19 protein-coding genes are annotated in these 25,806 nt (G+C 61.2%); 18 read left to right on the forward strand and 1 reads right to left on the reverse strand.

Annotation, left to right across the window (positions count from 1 at the left end; genetic code table 11):
* The 8 genes from pelG (at window position 1) to AAAX34_RS06530 (ending at window position 10,284) form a co-directional block, all read left to right on the forward strand.
* Window positions 1-1,545, forward strand: coding sequence for an exopolysaccharide Pel transporter PelG (gene pelG / locus AAAX34_RS06495; RefSeq protein WP_349110495.1), 1,545 nt, complete (start codon window positions 1-3; stop codon window positions 1,543-1,545).
* Complete coding sequence (locus AAAX34_RS06500) at window positions 1,535-3,304, forward strand: CotH kinase family protein (protein WP_349110496.1); 1,770 nt, start codon at window positions 1,535-1,537, stop codon at window positions 3,302-3,304. The genes pelG and AAAX34_RS06500 overlap by 11 nt, the downstream gene beginning before the upstream one ends.
* A complete protein-coding gene (locus AAAX34_RS06505; protein WP_271748281.1) occupies window positions 3,291-4,082 on the forward strand; it encodes a polyphosphate polymerase domain-containing protein in 792 nt (263 codons plus the stop codon). The genes AAAX34_RS06500 and AAAX34_RS06505 overlap by 14 nt, the downstream gene beginning before the upstream one ends.
* Before the next feature lie 3 nt (window positions 4,083-4,085).
* Window positions 4,086-4,751: a DUF4956 domain-containing protein gene (locus tag AAAX34_RS06510; protein ID WP_349110498.1), complete on the forward strand. Its 666-nt coding sequence runs from the start codon at window positions 4,086-4,088 to the stop codon at window positions 4,749-4,751.
* Between the two features lie 247 nt (window positions 4,752-4,998).
* Complete coding sequence (locus tag AAAX34_RS06515) at window positions 4,999-5,970, forward strand: LacI family DNA-binding transcriptional regulator (protein ID WP_349110553.1); 972 nt, start codon at window positions 4,999-5,001, stop codon at window positions 5,968-5,970.
* A gap of 183 nt (window positions 5,971-6,153) precedes the next feature.
* Window positions 6,154-7,554 (forward strand): PTS transporter subunit EIIC, encoded by a 1,401-nt coding sequence (locus tag AAAX34_RS06520; protein WP_349110500.1) that lies wholly within the window; start codon window positions 6,154-6,156, stop codon window positions 7,552-7,554.
* Between the two features lie 107 nt (window positions 7,555-7,661).
* The gene (locus AAAX34_RS06525; RefSeq protein WP_349110502.1) at window positions 7,662-9,194 is read left to right on the forward strand and encodes a glycoside hydrolase family 32 protein; all 1,533 of its coding nucleotides are present in this window, start codon (window positions 7,662-7,664) and stop codon (window positions 9,192-9,194) included.
* A gap of 97 nt (window positions 9,195-9,291) precedes the next feature.
* Complete coding sequence (locus tag AAAX34_RS06530; RefSeq protein WP_349110504.1) at window positions 9,292-10,284, forward strand: PLP-dependent transferase; 993 nt, start codon at window positions 9,292-9,294, stop codon at window positions 10,282-10,284.
* Between the two features lie 224 nt (window positions 10,285-10,508).
* On the opposite strand, the gene AAAX34_RS06535 is transcribed toward AAAX34_RS06530, so the two are convergent.
* The gene (locus tag AAAX34_RS06535) at window positions 10,509-10,856 is read right to left on the reverse strand and encodes a LysR family transcriptional regulator (RefSeq protein ID WP_349110505.1); all 348 of its coding nucleotides are present in this window, start codon (window positions 10,854-10,856) and stop codon (window positions 10,509-10,511) included.
* 193 nt (window positions 10,857-11,049) lie between these two features.
* Between AAAX34_RS06535 and AAAX34_RS06540 the strand changes: the two genes are divergently transcribed.
* The 10 genes from AAAX34_RS06540 to dnaG all read left to right on the forward strand — a co-directional run bounded on the left by AAAX34_RS06540 (window position 11,050) and on the right by dnaG (window position 25,716).
* On the forward strand, window positions 11,050-12,561 hold the full coding sequence (locus tag AAAX34_RS06540) for an IMP dehydrogenase (RefSeq protein WP_006234046.1): 1,512 nt from the start codon (window positions 11,050-11,052) through the stop codon (window positions 12,559-12,561).
* A gap of 259 nt (window positions 12,562-12,820) precedes the next feature.
* The gene (gene leuS / locus AAAX34_RS06545; RefSeq protein WP_349110507.1) at window positions 12,821-15,397 is read left to right on the forward strand and encodes a leucine--tRNA ligase; all 2,577 of its coding nucleotides are present in this window, start codon (window positions 12,821-12,823) and stop codon (window positions 15,395-15,397) included.
* A 258-nt stretch (window positions 15,398-15,655) separates the two neighbouring features.
* Entirely contained in the window at window positions 15,656-16,150 is a 495-nt protein-coding gene (gene rimP, locus AAAX34_RS06550) for a ribosome maturation factor RimP (protein WP_349110509.1), read from the forward strand.
* 1 nt (window position 16,151) lies between these two features.
* Window positions 16,152-17,399 carry a transcription termination factor NusA gene (gene nusA, locus AAAX34_RS06555; protein ID WP_349110511.1) on the forward strand — a complete coding sequence of 416 codons (1,248 nt, stop codon included), beginning with the start codon at window positions 16,152-16,154 and terminating at the stop codon, window positions 17,397-17,399.
* Between the two features lie 91 nt (window positions 17,400-17,490).
* Window positions 17,491-20,205, forward strand: a complete 2,715-nt coding sequence (gene infB / locus AAAX34_RS06560) for a translation initiation factor IF-2 (protein WP_349110513.1) — start codon at window positions 17,491-17,493, stop codon at window positions 20,203-20,205.
* Window positions 20,206-20,216: 11 nt separating this feature from the next.
* Complete coding sequence (gene rbfA / locus AAAX34_RS06565) at window positions 20,217-20,627, forward strand: 30S ribosome-binding factor RbfA (protein WP_349110514.1); 411 nt, start codon at window positions 20,217-20,219, stop codon at window positions 20,625-20,627.
* Window positions 20,620-21,663 carry a DHH family phosphoesterase gene (locus AAAX34_RS06570; protein WP_349110516.1) on the forward strand — a complete coding sequence of 348 codons (1,044 nt, stop codon included), beginning with the start codon at window positions 20,620-20,622 and terminating at the stop codon, window positions 21,661-21,663. Before rbfA ends, AAAX34_RS06570 begins: the two co-directional genes overlap by 8 nt.
* 15 nt (window positions 21,664-21,678) lie before the next feature.
* On the forward strand, window positions 21,679-22,611 hold the full coding sequence (gene truB / locus AAAX34_RS06575; protein ID WP_349110518.1) for a tRNA pseudouridine(55) synthase TruB: 933 nt from the start codon (window positions 21,679-21,681) through the stop codon (window positions 22,609-22,611).
* Window positions 22,608-23,615 (forward strand): riboflavin biosynthesis protein RibF, encoded by a 1,008-nt coding sequence (ribF, locus tag AAAX34_RS06580; protein WP_349110519.1) that lies wholly within the window; start codon window positions 22,608-22,610, stop codon window positions 23,613-23,615. Before truB ends, ribF begins: the two co-directional genes overlap by 4 nt.
* Window positions 23,608-25,716: a DNA primase gene (gene dnaG, locus AAAX34_RS06585; protein ID WP_349110521.1), complete on the forward strand. Its 2,109-nt coding sequence runs from the start codon at window positions 23,608-23,610 to the stop codon at window positions 25,714-25,716. Before ribF ends, dnaG begins: the two co-directional genes overlap by 8 nt.
* Window positions 25,717-25,806: the final 90 nt, after the last annotated feature.

Raw genomic sequence — 25,806 nt, forward strand, 5'->3', positions numbered from 1 at the left:
GTGGCCGGAATTGGTTTTGAGCTCAAGCGCCTGTTTAGGCGCAAGGGCCTGTTTGCCACGATGCGCGCTTACGGCTACGCCGGCATTGTGTGCACGGGCCCGATGCTGCTGGGCGTGCTGCTCCAGGTGGGTATCTTGGTGCTGTGCGGTCTGTGGGGTGTGGGCCGTGCCAACCAGGATCTGCTGGTGTGCATGGTGACCTACACACTGCTGGCCTCGCTTTTGCTCACGAGTTTTTTCTCCATGCCGGTCACGCGCTTTTTGGCTGATATGTTGTTTGCCGAGCGCGAGGATGAGATCCTGCCTTCGTTTTGGGGCTCCAACGCCATCATGCTCGTTGCGGGCACGGTGCTCTACGGCGTCTTTTTGCTGTTCTCGGGCGCTACGCTGCTGCAGGGGCTGCTGTGCCTGTGGCTGTTCAACATTATGATCGTCAACTGGAACGGCATGAGTTACCTCACGGCCATCAAGGATTACCGCGGCATCCTGTGCAGCTTTGCGGCCGCCATTGGCGTGACGTGCCTGTGCGCCCTGGCCGCGCTGGCGCTGGGACTGCCGCCGGTCGAGGGGCTGTTGGCGTCAATTGCCCTGGGCTACGGCGTCATGCTCGTCTGGGACGTGGTACTGCTGTACCGGTATTTTCCGCAGAGTGACCGCAGTCCCTGGCCCTTTTTGCAGTGGCTCGATCAGTTTATGCCGCTGGCGCTCACGGGCCTGTTAACCAATCTGGGACTCTTTGCGCACCTGGTGATTATTTGGGCTGGTCCCATTGGCGTTCAGGTCAAGGGCTTGTTTTATGGTGCGCCCTACTACGATGTGCCGGCGCTGATCGCGTTTTTGACGATCCTGGTCACGACCGTCAACTTTGTGGTCTCGGTCGAGGTCAACTTCTATCCACGCTACCGCGACTACTACAGTCTGTTCAACGACGGCGGCGTGGTGGGCGACATTGTGGTGGCAGAGGAGGGGATGCTCTCCACGCTCAACAGCGAACTGCGCTTTTGCGCGCTCAAACAGTTGTTTGTGACCGCGGCGGTCATCTCGCTCGAGACCACGGTGCTGTCGGCCTTACCGTTGGGCTTTAACAACCTTATGCACGGGTATTTTCGCACGCTGTGCGTGGGCTATGGCCTGTATGCCGTGGGCAATACGGTGATGCTCATCTTGCTGTACTTTACCGACTACAAGGGGGCCGTGATGGCATCGGGGCTGTTTGCCGGTGTGGCCGGGCTGGCGACTGCCGTGTCGTTGCTTTTGCCGCAGCAGTTTTACGGCTTTGGCTTTTTGTTGGGTGCAGCGGTGTTTTTTATCGTGGCGCTTCTGCGGCTCGATACCTATACCGCCAACTTGCCGTATCGTATCCTGAGCCAGCAGCCCATTGTGGCGACCGACAAAACGGGTCGCTTTACACAGCTGGGCCGCTTGCTCGACCGTGCCGAGCAGCGCTATGAGGAAGGTCGCCATAAGGGTGAGCCATATGGCGCGTTTGAGCGCGCAGTAGTTCACGTGTATCGCAAGCATTGGGGAGGTTCTGATGACAGATAGGATGATGTCTCGCCGTCGCCTGTTTGAGGCGGCTGCCGGTGCGCTGTTGCTTTCGGGCTGCTCGGTGCAGGAAGACTCCTCGACCAAAAAGGTCAAAAAGCAGGACAAGATTAAAAAGACCGAGGCCTCCGACCAGTCCAAGCACCTGCGCGACAAGGACGAGCTCTACGAGGTCTACGACGACTCGGGTATTGTGACCATGTACCTGACGGTCTCGCGCGGTAACAGCTCCGAGAACACCGACCACAGCTGGGCCGAGATCAACACGTACTCGGTGTATGACTATGCCGACATGGGCGTGACGCGCTATCAGGTTATGGGCCTGCTGCAGACGGGCGACGAAGACGGCCCGGTGGCCGGCGAGATTGGCTATGGCGAGGAAGCGCCCAATGCCACCGTGCAGGTGCGCGGCCAGACATCGAGCAATAACTCGCAAAAGAATTACAAGGTGGAGCTCAAAAAGGGCAAGGGCACGTGGCGCCAGCAGCGTGCGATTGCGCTCAACAAGCATATGGGCGAGGGCATGCGCTTTCGTAACAAGATGGCCTACGATTTGATCCGTGGCATTCCCCAGATGATGGGCCTGCGCACACAGTTTGTGCATCTGTGGGTGTGCGACCAGACCGAAAAGTCCAACGACACCTTTGAGGACTACGGCCTGTTTACGCAGGTGGAGCAGCTCAACAAGACGGCGCTTAAGGCGCACGGCTTGGATAAGAACGGGCATCTGTATAAGGTGAACAGCTTCGATTTCCATCGCTACGAGGACACCATTAAGCTCGCCGACGATCCCGACTACAACCAGGCTAAATTTGAGGGCATGCTCGAGATTAAGGGCGATTCGGACCACACCAAGCTCATCGAGATGCTCGATGCGCTCAACGATGAATCGCAAAAGATCGATGATGTGCTCGATACCTACTTTGATACCGAGAATCTGGTCTATTGGCTGGCGTTTCAGATCCTGACGGGCGACTGCGATACGCAGAACCGTAACTGCTATCTGTACAGCCCTCTCAACTCAAATACCTGGTACTTTTTGGATTGGGATAACGACGGCATGCTGCGTAAGCTGGAGCTTTCTCTTACCGGGTTTTCGGACTACGCGAGCTGGGAGCGCGGCGTGAGCAACTACTGGGGCAATGTGCTGTTTAACCGTGCGTTGCGCAGCAAGTCGTTCCGCAGCGAACTCGACCGTGCCGTCAAGGACTTGCGCTCGTATTTGACCGAGACTCGCCTGACCAAGATGATCAAGCACTACCGCGAGGTTACTGAATCGCTGGTCTTTGCTTCGCCCGATATCGACCATCTGCCCGTCACCAAGGACCAATACGAGCAGATCACCGCGGCGATTCCTTCCGAGATCGAGGAGAACTATAAGAGCTTTCGCGAGAGCTATAAAAAGCCCATGCCGTTCTACATTGGCGTGCCACAGATCGATAACGGTAAGCTGCGCATCAACTGGGATGCGTCCTACGACTTTAAGGCGCGCGATATTCGCTATACCGTGGAGCTTGCGCGCGACTATGCCATAAGCGACGTGGTCTTTAAGGCCGAGGACGTGCTGCTGCCGGAGGTAACGTGCGATGCGCCCGATGCCGGCCAGTATTTTGTGCGCGTGCGCGCCACCAACTCCGACGGCTATACGCAAGATGCGTTTGACTACTATGTGACCGACGGCGGCAAACAGTACGGCATGAAGTGTTTTTATGTGCAAGACGGCGGTAGGGTCGTGGAGGACACGTATGAGGAGGGCTAGCGCGCTTCTCGAGCGCCTGGCGGCACCTCCCGTGCGCACCACGCAGGAGCGTTATCGCCATGAGCTCAAGTACCTCATCAACGAGGGCGAGCACGCTGCGCTGGCCTGCCGCATGGCGCCGGTGTTTAAGCTGGACAAGCATGCGCGGGCGGGCGGTTACACCATTCGCAGCCTGTACTTTGACGACTACTGCAACTCGGCCTACGAGGAAAAAGACGCCGGCATTCTCATGCGCAAAAAGTATCGCGTGCGCATCTATAACGGCAGCGACAAGGTGATTAAGCTCGAGCGCAAAAAGAAGTACGGCAGCTGGATCTACAAGGAGGACGCGCCGCTCACGCGCGGCGAGTTTGAGCAGATTCTGGCCGGCGACTACGGCTTTTTGCTGAGGAGCCCCTATCCGCTCTGCCGCGAGTTCTACATCGAGTGCATCTGCAACATGATGCGCCCGCGGACCATCGTGGACTACGAGCGCGAGCCGTGGGTGATGGATGAGGGTACTGTGCGCATAACGTTTGACATGAACGTGCGTGCCGCGGTGGGAAGCTTCGATATCTTTGACGCGATGCTGCCCGCGCTGCCGGTCCTGGAGCCCGGCAAGCTGGTGATGGAGGTCAAGTTTACGGAGTTTTGCCCGCAGCTGGTGCGTGATATGGTGCCGCCGGGAGCGGCCGAGCTTACTGCGGTCTCCAAGTACTGCCTGTGTTACGAAAAGACCGCCTACCTGCGCGGATTTAATTACTGGGAATCGGATTTTGAGAACCGAGGGGATATTTAGACCATGAGCACCAGGGACTTTTTTAAAAACTCCGTCTTGGAGGCGTTTGGCCAGGTCGACCCTGCCAAGATTGGCCTTTCGCTGCTCGTGGCGCTCGCCATGGGCATCCTGATCTATTACGTTTACAAGCGCTTTTTTACCGGCGTGGTATATTCGCGCAGCTTTGCCGTGACACTCGTTGGCATGTGCGTGCTTACCTGCATGGTCACGCTCGCGATTTCGACCAACGTGGTCATCTCGCTCGGTATGGTCGGTGCTCTGTCAATCGTCCGCTATCGTACGGCGGTCAAGGACCCGCTCGACCTGCTGTATCTTTTTTGGGCCATTACCACAGGCATTACGGCAGGCGCCGGCATGTACGCGCTCGTGGGGCTTACGGCAGTGGTGATTGTGGTGATGATTGCCGGCTTTGCGAGCCACCAGGACAAGGCGCGCGTGTACATGATGGTCATCCACTACACGGGTCAGACCGCCGGCGACGATATCGTGCGTGCATTTGGGCGCACCAAGTTTACGGTGAAGTCCAAGACCATGCGCGGTGGCAAGGTTGAGATGGCCGTGGAGGTGTTCTCGGACGGCGTTGACATGCCCTATGCGGACGCCATTCGCGCGCTCGATGGCGTGGAGGACCTGACGCTCATCCAGTACAACGGCGAGTACCACGGCTAACTTTGTTCCGGCGTTTAACAAACGCCGGACCGCTCGACGCTGCGCACGCATCTGCCGGGCGATCTGCCGCTCAAACCGTCGCTCGCGTACATGAAGTACGCGTCGCTCCTCTTTCGCGGCACCTCGCCACGGCAGCTGCCCGCTCGCTGGCGTATGCTCGACCTGGGTGGGCCGATTTGGTTCGTATGCCGTCTTCACGGGTATCATGGTGAAAGCGATTTCAATGACAGGGGTGCTCGTGGTAAAGATGAAAGATGTGGCCGAGCTTGCGGGCGTTTCGAGCGCCGCCGTCTCGCGCTACCTCAACGGTGGATATATCTCGGCGGACAAGGCCGAGCGCATTAAGCATGCAATCGAGCTGACCGGATACGTGCGGTCCAGCCAGGCTCGCGCGCTGCGCACCGGTTCCACCAAGCTCATTGGCGTCATCGTACCTAAGATCAACTCCGAATCCGTGAGCCGCATTACCGCCGGTATTGGCCAGGTGCTCGGTCGCCGTGGCTACCAGATGCTGCTTGCCAATACCGACAACGCGGCTGATCGCGAGCTCGAATACCTCGATTTATTCCAAAACCACCCGGTCGATGGCATTGTGCTGGTGGCAACCATGATCACCGACGAGCATCGCCGGGCGATTGAGTCGTGCCGCGTGCCCATTGTGTTGATCGGCCAACATGTCGAGGGCGCGGCGTGTGTCTATCACGACGATTACGAGGCCGCCTTTGAGCTGGGCCATGCGCTTGCGGGCCGCGTGGACGGCAAGATCGCCTACATTGGAGTTACCGAAGAGGACCGCGCGGCCGGTTATGACCGCCGTCGCGGTTTTGAGGCCGGCTTGCGCGCCGCGGGTAACCCGCTCGATGCCGCCTTGATTCGCCTGGGCTCGTTTACGCTCGACTCGGGCTATGGTGCGGCGCGTGAACTGCTTTCCGTCGCTCCCGATGTTTCGTTTATCGCCTGCGCGACCGACACTATGGCTGCCGGCGCCCTGCGCGCTCTTGACGAGGTGCGTGGCATGGGCGAGGGCGTGCGTCGCGTGAGCGGCTTCGGCGACAACGCATTTTTGCGCGCGCTGACGGGCGGCATTCCCACCGTGCATTATGGCTACCTGACCAGTGGCGTCGAGGCGACCAATATGTTGCTCAACACGCTCGATGGCGTGGAGGGGGAGAGCGGTCTCAAGACGCTCAAACTCGGCCATCAGCTTATGAATGTCTAGATTTTGGGCACGTCTGCCTGCCTCTGAGCCCTTATGTTTGTCTCAAAACTACCATTCGCCGGCTATTTCCTACCGTTCACCCTACTATGAAAACGATTACAGACATATGAAACTGAAATCGATTACAGTGTAAGTGTTAAAGATGGCCGGGTGCTGATGCGCCCGTTGGAGGAAAGGGAAGTCATGGACTACCGCAAATCAGCCCAAGAGGTGCTCGACAATATCGGTGGCGCCGACAACGTCGTCTCTGCCGCGCATTGCGCCACGCGTCTGCGCTTGGTGATTGCCGATAATTCCAAGGTCAACAAGGAGGCCATCGAGAACGTCGACGGCGCCAAGGGCGTCTTTGAGGCCCAGGGCCAGCTCCAGATTATTTTTGGCACCGGCACCGTCAACAAGGTCTACGAGGAGTTCATCGCGCTCAGTGGCGTCGAAGCTGCTACCAAGGCCGAGGTCAAGGAGGCCGCGGCGCAGCAGCAGAACATCTTTATGCGTGCCATTAAGGTGCTCGGCGACGTCTTTGTCCCCATCATCCCCGCCATCGTGGCTTCGGGCCTGCTGCTGGGCATTATGAGCGCCCTCAACTTTATGGCCTCCAACGGCTTTATCGCGCTCGACACCAATAACTTTATTTATAAGATTGCCGACCTGGTCTCGGGCACGTCATTTGGCATTCTGCAGATCCTGATCGGTTACTCCGCGGCTAAGGCCTTTGGCGCCAACCCGTACCTGGGCGCCGTCGTCGGCGGTGCGTTCATCAACTCCTCGCTGCAGAGCGCCTACACGGTTGCCTCCGAGGGCGTGCAGACCATGGTCACCGTCATCCCCGGCGTGTACAGCTTTGAGTGGGTCGGCTATCAGGGCCATGTGATCCCCATCGTCATCGCCTGTGCCATTCTGGCCTTCCTCGAGAAGCGCCTGCACAAGATCGTTCCCGAGATGTTCGACCTCTTTGTGACTCCTCTCGTCTCCGTGTTCGTGACCGTGCTCGTGACGCTCGTTGCCGTCGGCCCCATCTTTGTGTGGGCTGAGAACGCCATCCTCGGTCTGATTCAGGCCCTGCTGACCCTGCCCTTCGGCATCGGTTCCTTTATCGTCGGCCTGTTCTATGCCCCCACGGTCGTTACCGGTATCCACCAGATGTACACCGCCATCGATCTGGGCCAGCTCGCTCAGTATGGCGTGACCTATTGGCTGCCCATCGCCAGTGCCGCCAACATCGCCCAGGGCGGTGCCGCGCTCGCCGTTGCCTTTAAGACCCGCGATGCCAAGATCAAGGGTCTGGCGCTTCCTTCGGCCCTGTCCGCCTTCATGGGCATTACCGAGCCTGCCATCTTTGGTGTGAACCTGCGCTTCTTTAAGCCCTTCATCGCCGGCTGCATCGGCGGCGGTTGCGGTGCCCTGGTCTGCGCGCTCACTTCGCTGGCTGCCTCCGGCACGGGCGTTACCGGTATCTTCGGTATCCTGCTGTGCCTGGCCCAGCCCGTGCAGTACGCGATCATGTTTGCGGTCGCCGCGCTGGTTTCCTTTGCTATCTCGTTTGTCCTGTACAAGGACGAGCCCAAGGCTTCCGAGCAGGCCTAAGAGCTTTTGATTGAGGGGATGCCCGCGGGTCGTATGCTCGCGGGCGTTTCCCGTATCTGGTGCCGATCTCTGGTGCCTTGTTACTTTCGATCCGTTAGGACTTTGATATGTCTAATGCACTTGGTCGCGACCTTGCAAAGTTGGTTGCCGCTGTTGACGCCGCCGCCTCTGAGTGCGGTCATGGCGTGTATGGCCAGCACTTCCATATTATGCCGCCGGCGGGTTGGCTCAACGACCCCAACGGTCTCTGCCAGGCGGGTGGCGTGTTCCATGCCTATTTTCAGTATGCGCCGTTTGATGTCGAGGGCGGCGTTAAGGCCTGGGGCCATGCGACGAGCCGCGATCTTATGACGTGGGACTATGTTGGCGCTCCGCTGCTGCCCGACGAGCCGTTCGATTGCCACGGTGTGTATTCGGGCTCCGCGCTTGCCGAGGACGGTCGCATTCGCGTGCTCTATACGGGCAACGTTAAGCTTTCCGATGCGGACGGCACGTACGACTACATCAATACCGGCCGCCGCGCCGATACTGTTTATGTCGAGGGCGCCGATGGACAGACGTTTAGCCAAAAGCGCGTGGTGCTGGCTTCCGAGGATTATCCCGAGGATTTGACCTGCCATGTGCGCGATCCCAAGGTGTGGCGTGACGCGGACGGGCGTTATCACATGGTGCTGGGCGCGCGTCGTCGCGTGGATGGGCCGCATGTAGATAGTCGATTTTGCGTCATGCACGGCGAGGGTGCCGGGCGCGATGTGGGCGAGATCCTGGTGTATGGCTCGCCCGATATGCTGAGCTGGGAGCTTGAGAGCCGTGTTTCTACGTCCGAGCGCTTTGGCTTTATGTGGGAGTGCCCGGGGTATCTGGAGCTTGAGGCGGATGGTGGTGTGCCGGCGAAGTGGCTGTCCTTCTCTCCCCAGGGGCTTGAGGGCGGCCGTTGGGACCGCGGCAACGTATACGCTGCTGGCTACATGCCTGTAACGGGCGACATTACCGGTGGTGACGGCGCCTATGAGCTGGGCGAGTTCCGTCTGTGGGACGCCGGTTTTGACTTCTATGCTCCGCAGGAGTTTACGTCCGAGGATGGTCGCCACATTTTGATCGGCTGGATGGGCATGCCCGATGAGCCGACCTATGGCAACGACCCCACTGTGGTGTGCGGCTGGCAGCACTGCATGACGGTGCCGCGTGAGCTTTCAGCCGGTGCCGACGGCGTGGTGCTGCAGCGGCCGGCGCGCGAGATCGAGCGCCATTATGCCTCGGTGCGTGTGGGGGAGGGCTCGTTGGAGGTTGCCGGCGATACCTGCTTTGACGTTGTTGTTGGCGGTGTCGACGGCGCATTTACCGCGACCGTTGATGGCGAGCTGAAGCTGGCGTTTGTGCCCGCCAATGGCGAGCTGCCCGCGCGCTTTGAGATGCGATTTACCGATGAGGGTCGCGCTTCTGCCGGCTGTGGTCGCACCGTGCGCTGGGAGCCCGTCGACGAGGTTCGTAACGTGCGCATTGTTGGCGATGTCTCGTCGGTCGAGGTGTTTGTGAACGATGGCTCTCTCGTGTTTTCGACGCGCATCTATCCCGAGTCCTATGGCGTGACCGTTGACGCTCTGGGCGCGAATGTGACCTACCACACGCTCAACATCTAGGCGATTCGTCGCATATCGGCGCTATACTGCAGCCGTTGCCCACGATGCGGGGAACACCCGCATTGTGGGTTTTTTGTTAATGAAAGGAGGTTGCCGTATGGGCGTACAGCAGCTAGAAGAGGCCTGGGCTTTGAGGACCGGCGCACGTGAGGCGCGGTTGCTTGCGGCCCCGCATGTGCCGGCAGCGCTGTCGCAGCTGGGGATTGTGCGTCCCGGTGACCGCCTGGTGGCCTTTGCGGACGACTTTGCCGATGCGTTTGCGAGCGGGTTTGATTGCTGCGATGTCGCGTTGGTGGGCTCGCCGTCCGCCGAGGCGTTTGCTGCTGCGTCCGAGGGCTTTGATGCTTCGTTTGATGCCGAGGGGCCGCACCTGTGGTGGTTCGTCAACTCCATCGGCGGGTTTGGTCTGCGCGTTCCCGATCTACGTGCGTTAGGCCGCGCAGCGCGTGAGGCTCATGCGCTGCTCGTGGTGGATAACACCGTGGCTGGTGTCTTTGGGTGCGATCCGTTGCGCTTGGGTGCCGTGCTGTCACTTGAGGCGCTCGACCGTGTGTGCGCTGGTAAGGCTCCGCGCAAGTTGGTCGCCGCTTCGGTGGCGCGCTCGCAGCTCAAGCGCCATCGTGTAGATGCTGCTGCCGAGTGCGCGCACGTATTGTTTGCAGGCTGCGGTGCTTTGGCACTCGACCTTTCTACCGAGGAGGCCGGTGTGCTGGAGCGTGGGCTGGACTCGCTCGATACCCGCATGCAGGCGCATTTCGATCGCGCCCGTGCGCTGGCTGAATATTTGGTTGCGAACGAGATGGTGCGCGACGTGCGCTACCCCGGATTGAGCTCGCATCCCGACCATGCGGTTGCAACGGGAATCCTCGAGCACGGCTTTGGCCCGGCAGTTGAATTTGACCTTATCGAATGCAGCGCGGGCGAGCTGTTCGATGCTTTGCCGGGGGAGTTCCGCACATCGCCCGCCGGCGGCGCAACAACGCGCCTTTCGGCTCCGCGTGGCAAGCAGGGGAGTACCATCCGCCTCTTTGCCGGCACCGACAACCCCCTGGTCGTAGCGTCCACCCTAGACAACGCCCTCCGCAAATAGCTAATCGGGGCCTGTGCCACGAAAACGGCCTATTTACTACGTTTAAGCCATAGGGGTCGACCATACCCGCCTATTTTGAAAATTACCAAGCTGTCTACCAGCGGTTTTAATTTCATAATGTCCGGTATGGTCGAGGGTATTCAACTAAACGTAGTAGATGGGCCCGTTTTGTGGCGCGAGCCTCAATCCGAGGGCGCAGTGGACAACATTTCAGCCCAAAAGGACTACTCTGCGTTGATGCTGGCGATGAGGTCGTTTGCTTTGGTGGCGATGACGTTGTTGATGTCGGCCTGCAGCTCCTCGTAGACCGCTATGGCTCGCTCGCCGGCGGGGGTGAGGGTGGATCCGCGGGCGCCGTCGCGCTCGATGAGCTTGCAGCCCAGCTGGCCTTCGGCTTCGTTTACAATGCGCCAGGCCTTGGAATACGCCATGCCCATGCTCTTGGCGGCGCGGTTGAGCGAGTGCTCGCGGGCGATACCCTGCAGCAGCAAGACACAGCCGTGTCCAAACACGCCCGGCAGATCTTTGTCGAACGCTTGAATGACCAACTTTGCCGTCGTCTTGTACTCCATGTGCTCCACGTCTTCCCGCTAAAGTGTTTGCTGGGCAAACGCAAAGCCTGCGTCAAACCCTCGTGTGCTCTTCTTAAATCATGCATTGTAGCAGTCAAAGTGCGTTAAGATACTTCCCCAGTATTGGGCGCCCAAGGTTGGGCTGGGTCCTACGAGGCCTGCAGCCGACCGGTCGCATGGAAAAAGGAGAAACATGGCTACGTTCTTTCCCGGTGAGTCCCACACGTTTTCGGAGTATCTGCTGGTCCCTGGTTACTCGTCCTCGCAGTGCATCCCCAACAACGTCTCTCTTAAGACGCCGCTAACCCGCTTTAAGCGCGGTGAGAAGCCGGCAATCACCCTGAACATCCCCATGGTTTCCGCCATCATGCAGTCCGTCTCGGGCGTCGACATGGGTGTCGCGCTCGCTACCGAGGGTGGCCTGTCCTTCATTTACGGTTCCCAGAGCGCCGAGTCCGAGGCCGCTATGGTCAAGGCCGTCAAGGATCACAAGGCCGGCTTCGTTCAGTCCGATTCCACTCTGACCCCCGACATGACCATGGAGCAGGTCATCGAGCTCAAGGAGAAGACCGGTCACTCCACTATGCCGGTCACCGACGACGGCACTCCCAAGGGTAAGCTCCTGGGCATCGTCACCAGCCGTGACTATCGCCCCAGCCGCGATGATCACCAGACAAAGGTCTCCGAGTTTATGACCCCGCGTGAGCAGCTCATCGTGGGCGACAAGAACATCAGCCTCAAGGTCGCTAACGACGTCATCTGGGACAACAAGCTCAACGCCCTGCCCATTGTCGACGACAACGATCACCTGATGGGCATCGTCTTCCGCAAGGACTACGACAGCCACAAGACTAACCCCAACGAGCTGCTCGATAACGACAAGCGCTACATGGTCGGCGCCGGTATCAACACCCGCGATTATGCCGAGCGCGTGCCGCTGCTCATCGAGGCTGGCGCCGACGTTCTGTGCATCGACTCCTCCGAGGGCTTCAGCGAGTGGCAGAAGCGCACTATCGAGTGGATCCGCGCCAACTACGGCGAGGACGTCAAGGTCGGTGCCGGTAACGTCGTCGACGCCGAGGGCTTCCGCTTCCTGGCCGATTGCGGCGCCGACTTCATCAAGGTCGGTATCGGCGGCGGCTCCATCTGCATTACCCGCGAGACCAAGGGTATCGGCCGCGGCCAGGCCACCGCGCTGATCGACGTCTGCCGCGCCCGTGACGAGTACTACGAGGAGACCGGTGTCTACGTGCCCGTGTGCTCTGACGGCGGTATCGTCTACGACTACCACATGACGCTCGCCCTTGCCATGGGTGCCGACTTTATGATGCTGGGCCGCTATTTCGCCCGCTTTGACGAGAGCCCGACCGAGCGCGTCAACGTCAACGGCCAGTACATGAAGGAGTACTGGGGCGAGGGTTCTGCGCGTGCCCGCAACTGGCAGCGCTACGACCTGGGCGGCGCCGCGAAGCTCAGCTTCGTCGAGGGCGTCGACTCCTACGTTCCCTACGCCGGTTCCCTTAAGGACGGCGTGGGCGGTACGCTCTACAAGGTCAAGTCAACGATGTGCAACTGCGGCGCCCTCTCAATCCCCGAGCTCCAGGAAAAGGCTCGCCTGACGCTGGTCAGCTCTACCTCCATCGTCGAAGGCGGCGCCCACGACGTAGTCGTGAAGGACTCTCAACAGTCCGTCTCTTATCGATAAGGTTAGAGCCTCACATAAAGGTTGAGTATCAACCACGTTATTTAGATAAAGCGAGATGCCTGCAAGTCGCAGGCATCTCGCTTGTCGTATTTGCTATTATCAGTCGAGTCAACCTTAGGGTCGGGCGGCTTAGCTTTGTTCGCTACAAGTTCCGCACGCAAAGAAGAGCACTAAATGTGCTCTTCGTCTTGCGCAGGACTGTCCGCAGTAGCGAATAAAGCTAAGCCGACCGACCCCAGCTAAGATTAAAGGAGCTGATATGTGCGATTGCACAGATCATAAGGACGAGATCCCTGCCTACGACGCGCAGGCCATTGAGTCCCGGTGGATGAAGGCCTGGGAGGACTCCAACCTCTTTGCCGTCGACACCGACGACAGCAAGCCCAAGAAGTACGTGCTCGAGATGTTCCCGTATCCGTCGGGCGACCTGCACATGGGCCACGCGCGCAACTATACTATCGGCGATGCCATGGCCCGTCAGGCCCGCATGCGCGGCTACGACGTGCTGCATCCCATCGGCTTTGACGCCTTTGGCCTGCCCGCCGAGAACGCCGCCATCAAGCATAATACGCAGGCTGCCGCCTGGACGTATAAGAACATGGACCAGGCGCTCGCCACGATGAAGCGCATGGGCTTCTCCTACGATCTGGATCGCATGGTCAAGACCTGCAGCCCCGACTACTACCGCTGGGGCCAGTGGATCTTTGAGAAGATGTGGGAAAAGGGCCTGGTCTATCGTAAGAAGAACCCGGTCAACTGGTGCCCAACCTGCAAGACCGTTCTGGCCAACGAGCAGGTCACCGAGGGTAAGTGCTGGCGCTGCGGCACCGAACCCGAGAAGCGCGACCTTGAGCAGTGGTACTTCAAGATTACCGAGTACTCCCAGGAGCTGCTCGACGATCTGGAGAAGCTCCCCGGCTGGCCCGAGCGCGTCAAGCAGATGCAGGCCAACTGGATCGGTCGCTCCGAGGGCGCCGAGGTCGACTTTACCCTGTGCGACCAGGATGGCGAGCCCATTGAGGGCGACGAGGGTAAGATCACCGTCTTCACCACGCGTGCCGATACGCTCTTTGGCGTTTCCTTCTTTGTCCTGGCTCCCGAGTACGCCGGCCTGCACGAGCTCGTCGAGGGCACGGAGTACGAGGAGGCCGTCACTAAGATCGTCGAGGACGCCAAGCATATCTCTGCCGTCGAGCGTGCCCAGGGCACCCTCGAGAAGCACGGTGCCTTCACGGGCCGCTATGTGGTAAACCCCGTCAACGGCGAGAAGGTCCCCGTGTGGGTTGCCGATTATGTCGTTGCCGACTACGGTACCGGTGCCGTCATGGCCGTTCCCTGTGGCGACCAGCGCGACTTTGAGTTTGCCCGTAAGTACGACCTGCCGATCGTGCCGATCATCCTGGACGATGACGATCGCGCTGCCGTCGAGGCCAGCGGCGAGACCATCGATACCTTCCATGCCGAGACCGTCGACTGGGATTGCGCTCACGCTGCCGAGGGCACGCTCGTCCAGTCCGGCAAGTACACTGGCATGCGCGGCGGCAAGCACTCCGAGGGTGAGGCTGCCATCGTGGCCGACCTCGAGGCCATGGGCTGCGGTCGTCGCAAGGTCGAGTTCCGTCTGCGCGACTGGCTCATCAGCCGCCAGCGCTATTGGGGCAACCCCATCCCGGCCATCCACTGCGAGCACTGCGGCATCGTGCCCGTGCCCGAGGATCAGCTGCCGGTGACGCTGCCCGAGAACCTGGACCTGGGCGCCGGCGAGACCCTCGCCGAGTGCAAGGAGTTCTACGAGACCACCTGCCCGGTCTGCGGTCGCCCGGCCAAGCGCGAGACCGATACCATGGACACCTTCACCTGCTCCAGCTGGTATTACCTGCGCTATACCGATCCGCACAACACCGAGCTGCCCTTCTCCCGTGAGGCCGCCGACCGTTGGATGCCCGTCGATAACTACATCGGCGGCATCGAGCACGCCATTCTGCACCTGCTCTACAGCCGCTTCTTTACCAAGGCCCTGCGCGACCTTGGCCTGCTGAGCGTGGACGAGCCCTTCACCAACCTGCTGTGCCAGGGCATGGTCAAGGACGAGAACGGCGACACCATGTCCAAGTCCAAGGGCAACGTCGTGCCCCCGAGCTCGGTCATCGAGCCCTACGGTGCCGACACCATGCGTCTGGCGATCCTGTTTATCGCTCCGCCCGAGAAGGACTTCGACTGGGATCCCAAGGCCGTTGAGGGCGCCAACCGCTTCATCAAGCGCGCCTGGCGTATCGTTTGGCAGCTCGTCCAGTCCGGCGACGCCAACGTGGCCTTCGACAAGTCTGCGCTCGACGAGGTTGCGATGAAGCTCTATCGCGAGCGTCACCGCACCATCGCCAAGTGCACCGAGGACTTTGACCGCGGACAGTTCAACACCGCCATCTCGGCCGTCATGGAGCTCGTCAACGCGGCGAGCGCCTACCTCAACGCCACCGAGGATACCGCCCGCGACAAGGCGCTGTGCTACGGCGTGGCCAAGGACATCGTGAGCGTCCTTGCCCCCATCTGTCCGTTCTGGGCCGACGAGCTGTGGCACGAGGCACTCGGCTGCGAGGGCAACGCCTACACCGCCGCCTGGCCCGAGTTCGACCTGGCCGAGTCCGTTGAGGACACGGTGCAGATCGTGGTCCAGGTGCTCGGCAAGGTCCGCGGCCGCGTCGACGTTGCCCGCGATGCCTCCAATGAGGATATGCAGGCTGCCGCCGAGGCCGCCGTCGCCAAGTGGCTCGAGGGCAAGACGGTCGTCAAAGCCATCTGCGTGCCCGGCAAGCTGGTCAACCTGGTGGTCAAGTAAGCACTGCGCGCTTAACTGGCGCATAAAAGACGAGGGGCGATCCGGTTGGGTCGTCCCTCGTTTTGCATGTATCTGCCTAGGTGCCTTCGGCCAATTGTCCTATTCTTGTGGAGAAGCTGTGCGCACGCTGACCTGCAGATTCGTACTGTGCTTGCACGTTTCCGCAGCTATTGGTATAGTTTGCTTGCAAATGAAGTTGTAATTGAAAGAAGTGGGGTTTCGGCCCCGCTTCTTTTTTGTATGGATGGAGGTGCCGCAATGGTCAAGACCAAGACCGAGCAGGCGATCATCGACGCGCTCGAGGCTGTCGCTCCCCAGCACGATATCGACATCGTCGACGTCGAGCTCGTGGGTGCCACCAAGGCCCCCTGCGTGCGCGTACGTATCGAGGGTGCCGAGGGTCAGAGCCTGTCGCTCAACGACGTCACGGCCAACACCAAGTGGGTCGGCGATGTGATTGAGGAGCTCGATCCCATCTCTTCGAGCTATACACTCGAGGTGTCGAGCCCGGGTATGGCGCGCCCGCTGCGCCGTCCGTGCGACTTTGCACGCTTTGTGGGCGAGAACTGCGAGCTCACCTCCACCGCCACCGAGGGCCGTCGCAAGTACGCCGGCAAGATTGCCGCCGCCACCGAGATGAACGTGACCCTCGAGCTCGAGGACGGAGAGTCCGTTACCCTCGATTTCTCTGATGTTAAAAAGTGCAAGTTGAAGCCCACCTACGACTTCAAGCCCGCGAAGGAAGGAAAGTAAGATGGCAGCATCCGACATGATGTCCGCCCTGATGGAGCTTTGCCAGGAGAAGCACATCGACCAGCTCTACCTGATCGACCGCCTGGAGCAGTCGCTCGCCAAGAGCTATGCCGAGATCCTGCATCTTGAGTGGGGCGCCAAGGTGACCATCGACCGCACCACCGGCAAGATCTACGTCTACCGCCTGGAGCCGATCGACGATTCCATGGACGAGGAGGGCAACTTCACCGAGTTCGAGGAGATCGACGTCACCCCCAAGAACACGAGCCGCATCGCTGCCCAGCACGCCAAGGCCGAGATCAATGCCATCGTGCGCAACTCCGCCCGCGAGCAGATCTACGAGGAGTTCTCCGGCCGCATCGGTGACCTCATCAGCGGTACCGTGCTGCAGTCCACGCCCGACTTCACGATCGTCAAGATTCGCGAGGGCGTCGAGGCCGAGCTGCCGCACTTCGATCAGCGCCGTTACGAGAACGAGCGCAACGAGCGTCCGATGGGCGAGCGCTACCTGCACAACCAGCACATCAAGGCCGTGATTATCGACGTTCGCGACCCTAACTCCAACCTGCAGCCGGTTCGCGGCGAGCACAGCCGTCCGCCGATTGTTATCTCCCGTACTCACCCCGAGCTTATGCGTCGTCTGTTTGAGCAGGAGGTGCCCGAGATCTATGAGGGCACCGTCCAGATTAAGTCGATCGCCCGCGAGCCCGGCCAGCGCTCCAAGGTCGCCGTCCACTCGCTCGACGACCGTCTGGATCCCGTGGGCGCCTGCGTCGGTCCCAAGGGCAGCCGTGTTCGCGCTGTCGTGGGCGAGCTCCGCGGCGAGCGCGTCGACGTCATCCTGTGGGATGCCGATCCTGCCGTCTACGTCGCCAACGCCCTGTCGCCTGCCAAGGTCACCCGCGTCCTCATCGACGAGGAGAAGGCCTACGCCGGCGTCATCGTGCCCGACGACCAACTGTCCCTCGCCATCGGCAAGGAGGGCCAGAACGCCCGCCTCGCCGCGCGCCTGACCGGCTGGCACATCGACATCAAGTCCGAGACGCTTGCCGCCGACATCCTCAAGAACGTTCCTGTTCACGAGGAGCCCGCCGCCGACCTGATCGGTGACGAGGAGGACGAGAACGTCCGCCGCTGCGAGTTCGTGTCCGAGGACGGCATCCAGTGCCGCAACCAGGCTCGTCCCGGCTCCCGTTTCTGCGGTGTCCACGACACCGACGCCTTCGATAATGCGGAGGACCTGATCTAGCGCGCGGTCGCGCCGGGCGGGTCCCGGCGCGTCTCCCACGCTCGTTCAGTCTCTAGGCACCCAAGGTGCCAGAAAGGGTAGGTGAAGTCATATGGCAAAAGTCCGTGTGTCCACCCTGGCCAAAGAGTTCGGCATGACCTCCAAGGAACTGATGGGTCATCTCGCCGATATGAAGATTCCCGCTAAGTCCGCTTCCTCCACCCTGGAGGACGCCTACGTTGCCATGGTCCGCAAGCAGCTCGCCTCGGTGATCGAGGCCCGCGCCCAGGAAGTCGAGGCTGCCAAGCAGGCCGAGGAGCAGGCAGCTGCCGCCGAGGAGGCCGCACGCGCCGCCGAGGCCGAGCGCGAGCGCATCGCCGCCGAGAAGGCACGCGAGGAGGAGCGCCGCCAGTTTGCCGCAGCTCAGGCTGCCGAGGAGGCCGCCCGTGCCGAGGCTGAGGCCAAGAAGAAGGCCGAGCAGGAGCGCCTTGCCCGCGAGAAGGAGGAGGCTGCCCGCGAGGCCCAGCGCCGCGCCGTTCCCGCTTCCGACTCCGGTTCGCGTTTCCGTTCGCTGCTCGACCAGATCGCCGCACAGGAGACCGTGCTCAAGGAGAAGAAGGACGCCGAGGACAAGGCCAAGGCCGAGCGCGCCGCCGAGCGCGGTAACCGTCGTGGCGGCAACAACGACCGCCGCGGTGGCCGTCGTAACGATCGCAACGCTTCCGACAACAACTCCGAGCGCAACGCCTCTGAGAGCCGTCCGCACAGCCATCGCACCAACGCCAGCAACAACGTCGCTGCCGGTATGGACTTCCCCAACCCCGATAAGCAGGGCAAGGGCAAGAAGCGCAAGGGCGGTCACAACAACGAAGAGGACCACTACAGCCGCATGGCTCGCGAGGCCGAGGAGTACAGCCGCGAGAAGGTGCTCGAGGAGGCTCGTGCTGCCGTCGAGGAGGCCTCTCGCGAGTCCACCGGTCGCCGCAAGAAGCGCAAGGAGCAGCGCGAACGCGAGGCTGCCAAGGCTCAGGAGGAGCGCAAGATAGAGGAGGCGCTGGCCCAGGGCGTGAACCCCGAGGACCTCGACGCCATCAAGGTCTCCCAGGGCGTTACCGTCCAGGAGCTTGCCGAGGCGCTCGACGTTCCGGCCAACGACATCATCAAGCGCCTGTTCCTGCTGGGTACGCCGCTCACCATGACGCAGTCCATGTCCGACGACCTCGTCGAGCTCGTCGCCGACGACCTGGGCCGCCAGATCAAGATCATCACCCCCGAGGAGGAGAACACCTTCTCGTTCTACGACGATCCCGCCGACCTCAAGCCGCGTGCCCCGGTCGTCACCGTCATGGGCCATGTCGACCACGGCAAGACGTCGCTGCTCGACGCCATCCGTCACACCGGCGTTGCTGCCGGCGAGGCGGGCGGCATTACGCAGGCCATCGGCGCTTCGCAGGTCATGATCAACGACCGCAAGATCACCTTTATCGATACCCCGGGTCACGCCACCTTTACGGCCATGCGTGCCCGTGGCGCCAAGGTGACCGACATCGTCATCCTGATCGTCGCCGCCGACGACGGCGTCATGCCCCAGACGGTCGAGTCGATCAACCACGCCAAGGCCGCCGGCGTACCCATCGTCGTTGCCGTCAACAAGATCGATAAGCCCGGCGCTAACCCCGACCGTGTGCGCCAGGAACTCACCGAGTACGGCGTCATCCCCGAGGAGTGGGGCGGACAGAACATGTTCGTCAACATCTCGGCTAAGCAGAAGATCGGTATCGACGACCTTCTGGAGACCGTGCTGCTCCAGGCAGATGTGCTCGAGCTCAAGGCCAATCCGGACACCTTTGCCTCCGGCAACGTCCTCGAGGCCAAGCTCGACAAGGGCCGCGGCTCGGTCGCTACCGTGCTTGTGACCCGCGGTACCCTGCACGTGGGCGATACGCTGGTCGCTGGTCTTACCTACGGCCGCGTCCGCGCCATGCTCGACCCCAAGGGTCGCGCCGTCACCGAGGCCGGTCCCTCCGACGCTGTCGAGATCCTGGGTCTGCAGTCTGTGCCCAACGCCGGCGACGAGTTCCGCGTGTTCGAGGACGAGCGCGAGGCTCGCGCCCTTGCCGACGAGCGTTCGCTCAAGGCCCGTATCGAGGAGCAGAGCCGCGTCAAGCACGTCACGCTCGAGAACCTCTTCGAGACCATTGCCGACGCCGAGGTCAAGGAGCTCAACCTGATCATCAAGGCCGACGTCCAGGGTTCCATCGAGGCCCTTCAGGACTCGCTCGACAAGATGGATCAGTCCGAGGTTCGCATCAACACGATCCACTCCGCCGTTGGCGCCATCAACGAGACCGACGTCGTCCTGGCCGACGCCTCTAACGCCATCATCATCGGCTTTGGCGTCCGTCCCGACGGTAAGGCCCGCTCCGCCGCCGAGCGCGAGGGCGTCGAGATCCGTTGCTACGACGTCATCTACAAGTGCCTCGAGGAGCTCGACGCCGCCCGTATCGGCATGCTCAAGCCCACCGAGGTCGAGGTCGCCACGGGTACCGCGACCGTCCTGGACACCTTCAAGGTGCCCAAAGTCGGTATCGCCGCCGGTGTCCGCGTCGAAGAGGGCGAGATCGCCGCGACCGATTCCGTGCGTCTGGTGCGCGACGGTATCGTGGTCTTCAACGGCAAGATCGCCTCGATGCGCCACTACAAGGACGAGGCCAAGAGCCTCAAGAGCGGTTCCGAGGGCGGCATTGGCCTGGAGAACTTCCAGGACATCAAGCCCGGCGACCAGATCGAGGGTTACCGCATCGACCAGGTTGCCCGTACCGAGTAGGGGGTAGCGCTATGAAGCAAACGCAGGCAACCCGCCGTCTGGGCGAGCAGCTTCGCGAGAAGCTTGGTTATATCCTGCTCTTTGAGGTTTCCGATCCGCGTCTCGACCTAGTTACTTTGACCGCGGTCGAGGTCGCGGTGGACCGTTCGTTCGCGCGTGTGTACGTGTCGTGCGATGCGAGCCGCTACGATGAGGTCATGGAGGCGCTCGCAAGCGCCAAGGGCCGTATTCGCAGCCTGTTGGCTCGCTCGCTCGATTGGCGTGTTACGCCCGAGCTCGATTTTCGCATCGATCGCTCGACCGATGAGGTCGAGCGCATCACGCGTGCGCTGGAAAACGTTCCCGCCACGCTTGCGATCGAAAAGGACGAGGACGGCTATCCGATAGCGGATGCCGCGCAGGAGGCAGCTTTAGATGACTAATTCCGCCGACCTCGCCTCGTGCGAGTCTGCAGATATTCAGCGACGCATCCTCGAGCTCATCGAGGGTGCGTCCTCCATTGCGATTTCGGGACATACTTCTCCCGATGGCGATGCCTTGGGCTCCGTGCTGGGTCTGGGCCTCTCGCTCATGAAGTTTTTCCCCAACAAGGACATTGCCCTGCTGCTGGCAGACGATGACCCGGTTCCGCGTATCTACCGCTTTATGGAAGGCTCCGATCGCCTGGTGCCGGCATCTGCGTACACTGGCAATCCGGACCTGTTCATCTCGGTGGACGTACCGGTCGTCGAGCGTCTCAACAACTCGGCCGAGGTGCTTCGCCGCTCCAAGCATGTGGTTTGCTTTGATCACCATCCGGCGCGTGAGGAGTTTGCCGAGCTCAGTCTGAGGCGCGTTGAAGCTGCAGCCTGCGCCATGATCATTGACCGTTTCTTGGACAATTGTGGCATTGTCGCCCGTGATGGCGTCGCGACTTGTTTGCTGTGCGGCTTGGTGACCGACACCGGTCGTTTCCAGTACCAAAACGCCGATGCTGCTGCGTTCCATGCGGCCTCGCGACTGGTTGCTCACGGTGCCGATCCGGCGCGTGTGGCACTCGAGGTATATCAGAGCATGCGCGTTGAGTTTTTGCACCTCAAGTCCATCGTTATGGGCCGTATTAAGACGGTGGCCCACGGGCGCGTGGCGTATAGCTACGCGTACCAGAGTGACCTTGAGGCTTGTGGTGTCACCTCGGATGAGTGCGACGGCCTGGTTGACGTGGTGCGCTCGGTGATGGGCGTGGAGGTCTGCCTGTTCCTGAAGGGCATTGAGGGCGATACCAAGGTGCGCGGCAACCTGCGCTCCAAGGGCGACCTCAACGTGTCCGAGATCGCTGCTGCCTTTGGCGGAGGCGGACATTCCGCTGCCGCCGGTTTCTCCAACAACGGAACGATTCTCGAGACGCTCACCGTGGCACTTCCCATGCTGTCCGAGCTGGTAGGGGAGGATCCCGCTTCGGTGACCGTCGAGCTTTAACTTTTTGGATGGTACATGGCTCGTCGTACGCCTTCTCAACTGAATATGCTGCTCGCCGTCGATAAGCCGGTGGGCTGCACGTCCCACGATGTGGTCTCGCAATGTCGGCGCGCTCTCCATGAGCGGCGCGTCGGCCATGCCGGCACGCTCGACCCTATGGCATCGGGTGTCATGGTGGTGGGCGTGGGCCAGGCCACCCGTCTGCTGGGTATGCTAACCCTCGATACCAAAAGCTATGTCGCCGACATTTCGTTTGGTGCCGAGACCAATACCGATGATGCGGAGGGCGAGGCGGTCCGCACGGTGGCTGTTGCCAACGAGCTCCGCGACCCTGCCTATGCCCGTGAGCACTTGGCCGCTATGTTGGGTCCGCAGATGCAGGTGCCGCCGGCGTTTTCGGCTATCTCGGTCAATGGCGTTCGCGCCTACAAGTCTGCTCGCGAGGGCAATGCGGTGGACCTACCTCCGCGCCCCGTCCAGGTCTATGCCGCCGACCTGATCGCCGTGGGCGGCGAGGGTGATACGTGTGTGTGGACCGTGGCGTTCTCGGTGAGCAAGGGCACCTACATTCGTGCGCTCGCTCGCGACTTGGGCCGTGCCTGCGAGAGCGCCGCGCACATTTCCGCGCTGCGCCGCACGGCCTCCGGTGTTGTTTCCATTGGCGCCTGTCATGCGGTGGAGGAGCTTTCTCCCGAGTCCGCCGCTGGCTTTGCCCTGGATCCCATTGCGGCCCTGGGCGCCACGCGAGTTGACTTGCCGGGCAATCTTGCCGACGACCTGCTTTGCGGCCGACGCATTCCCGTTGAGCGTGCGCTTGCCGATTTCGATGCCTCGAAGGCGCCGTTTGCGTTGGTGCTCGATGGGGGACTCAAGGCGCTCGCCCGCATTGAGAGTGGCCGCTTTGTTATGGAGCACGTGTTTCCGCAGGCAATCGGCGGTGTTCGATGATGTTGTCCGCTCGCGAGCTCGCGCGTGTCTTTTTCGCGGGCGAGTCGGACGAGGCTCGCATCGTTACTGCCGATGCGTTTGATAAGTGTGAGCACCTGGGTGCTGCCTCGATCGCTATTGGCGTGTTCGATGGCGTGCACCGTGGACACCAGGAACTCATCGAAGCGCTTGTCCGTGATGCCCGTGCCCATGGCTGCAAGGCGGTCGTGGTTACCTTCGATCCTGATCCGGACGTTGTGGTGAGCCCTTCGCCCGCTCAAAAATTGATGACGACGGCCGACCGTCTGCATGCCCTGGCTCAAACCGGGGTCGATGCGGTGGTGGCCGTTCCCTTTACGCCTGAGGTTGCGGCGCTTGACCATGTTGATTTTCTCTCGCTGGTGTCGCGTCTGGTCGACATTCGCTCGATTCGCGTTGGCAGCGACTTTAGGCTGGGCCGTGGCGGTGCATCTGGTGTTGCCGAGATGCGCGCCTGGGGTTCCGAGCGCGGCGTTGACGTGTATGGTCACGACCTGCTTTGCGAGGGCGGTGAGGCCATTTGCGCCACCCGTATCCGTCATGAGCTCGGACAGGGCCATGTGGAGCTGGCTGCTGAGTTGCTCGGCCGCCCGTATATGGTGCGCGGCGGTGTTATTCGCGGCCGTCACGAGGGTTCTGGCATGGGCTTTCCCACGGCAAATCTTCAGGTGCCCGATGGCATTCAGGTGCCTGCCGATGGCGTGTATGAGGGCATGGTACTCGTCGATGACACCGTGTGGCCCGCTGCCGTGAACGTCGGCCTGCCGCCAACGTATGCTGACGATGCGGCATCTGCGCATCTCGAGGCTAATTTAATTGGTTATACGGGCGACCTGTACGGCGCTTCCGTTTCGCTGGCGTTTACGCGCTGGCTGCGCCCGTCGCGCGTGTTCGATTCGCTGGATGAGTTGATCGCGACCGTCGAGGGTAATATCGAAGATATTCGTCACAACTTGGGTGAGCAGGGGGTGAGCATCCGTGATTAGCGATGAGGAAAAAGACCAGGTACGTGCTGCGTCCGATTTAGTCGCCATCGTGCAGGAAACTGTTGAGCTCAAGCCCCGCGGCCATGAGTTTTGGGGCTGCTGCCCCTTTCATGGCGAAAAGACTCCGTCCTTCCACATTATCCCCGCCACGCAGGTGTGGCACTGCTTTGGTTGCGGCGAGGGTGGCGACGTCTTCACCTATATCATGAAGCGCGAGAACCTGAGCTTTCCCGAGTCAATCCGTTATTTGGCCGATCGCGCGGGTATTGAGCTGCATGATACCGGAGATCGCCGCGAGCGCGGCACCAAGCGTGCCCGCATCTACGATCTGTGCGCCGAGACGGCCCAGTTCTACCACACCATGCTTATGCGCGGCAAGGACGGCCGTCCGCGCGAGTACTTTGCCAGCCGCGGCATGGGTGGCGACGTTTGTCGCCGCTACTGCCTGGGTTTTGCGCCGGGCCGCAATATGCTGGTGTCGCACCTGTCTCAGGCGGGCTTTACCCCGCAGGAGATGATCGATGCCAACGTGGCCGTGAGCCGTGGGCGCGGACAGCTCGCCGACCGCTTCTACGACCGCGTGATGTTTCCCATCTTTGACGAGCAGGGTCACAACATTGCCTTTGGCGGTCGCATCATGGGTGACGGCCAACCCAAGTATCTCAACACCGCCGAGACGAGCGTGTTCCATAAAAAGCGAAACCTCTACGGCTTTAACTGGGCCAAGGAGTTTATCGTCGCGCAGGATACCGCCATCGTGGTGGAGGGTTATACCGACTGTATCGCCTGCTGGGAGGCGGGGATCAAAAACGTTGTCGCTACGCTGGGCACCGCGCTCACGGAGCATCATGTCAAGACGCTCACCCGCTTTGCCAAGCGCATCGTGTATATGTTTGACGGCGATGCCGCGGGCCAGAAGGCCGCTCGTCGCGCGATTCAGTTTATCGAACAGGATTCGATGGACCTGCGCTGCGTGGTGCTGCCCGACGGCAACGATCCTATGGAGTTCATCACGGCACATGGTGGACAGGAGCTGCAGGCGCGCATCGACGCTGCCGAGCCGCTTATGGACTTTGTCTACCGTTCGCTGCAGGAGTCGAGCGACATCACCACGCCGGGCGGTCGCGCCAAGGCGCTGGAGGACGCTCTCACGCTCATCTATCCGCTGCGCGATAGCTATATGATCGACACGTACTTTATCCAGATTGCCGATCTGCTGGGTTTGGATCTGGAGACCGTGCGTGCGAGCTCGGGCCGTGTGTTTCGCGATGTCGCCAAGCGCGAGGATGCGGAACGACGTCGTGAGCAGAACTATGAGCGCCGGCGGGCACAGGCTGAGCGGTCCGGTAGCGCGGGCGGTCAGGCGTCGGGTTCTCACGATGCCGGTCGCGGTGCTTGGGCATCGGGCACGACGCCGCCGGTGTCCGCGCCTGTCGAAGAAGAGCCGTACGACTACGCCCCGCTCGATGCCTACGGTGCCGCGCCCGTGGAGGTCTTCGACGATCTGCCGCCAATCGATGTGCCTGATGGTATGGGCGCTGTGCCTGTGGCTGATGGTTCGGGCGCACCGGCTGCGGCGGCGCCGATGGTTCTTACCGATCTAGAGCGCAAGTCCTTGGCAGGGGAGCGCGAGCTGCTGGCCATGCTCACGAGCTACCCCGACTTGTTCCGCACGTATGCCGACCGCATCTGCTCCATTGAGTGGGTTGACCCACGTCACGAGTCCATCGCATGGGCCGTTCTGGCAACGCCGCCGGGAACCGATCCTGCAGCCTGCATGGATGCGGCACGCTCGGTGTGTCCCGAGGCGGCAACGCTTGTGAGTGCCGGGCGCATCTCGGCGACGAGCAAGCACCCTACCGAGACGAACATCGTGTTTATGCTCGATACGCTCGAGCTCTACACCATCAAGCGCCGCATGCGTGCCGCACAGGCCAAGCTGCGCCAGGACCGTTCGCTCGATGATGAGGCCCGTCGCGCGCTGACCGTGCAGGCCGCGCAGGATTCGCAGCGTCAACGCGAACTGCAAAAGTCGATCGGCGGCGTGGCGGATCCGTTCCGTTTGATCGGCCTGGAGGCCGCAGGCACCGAACAAGCCTAGATGTTGTGGTCAACCAGCGTATTCTCGCCTATATCCAGTCCTCTTTTTGGGTATAGACGTCAATGTGTGTGCTAAAGTATTGAGTCCTGT

Source organism: Collinsella sp. CLA-ER-H4, assembly GCF_040092395.1.
Lineage (GTDB): Bacteria > Actinomycetota > Coriobacteriia > Coriobacteriales > Coriobacteriaceae > Collinsella.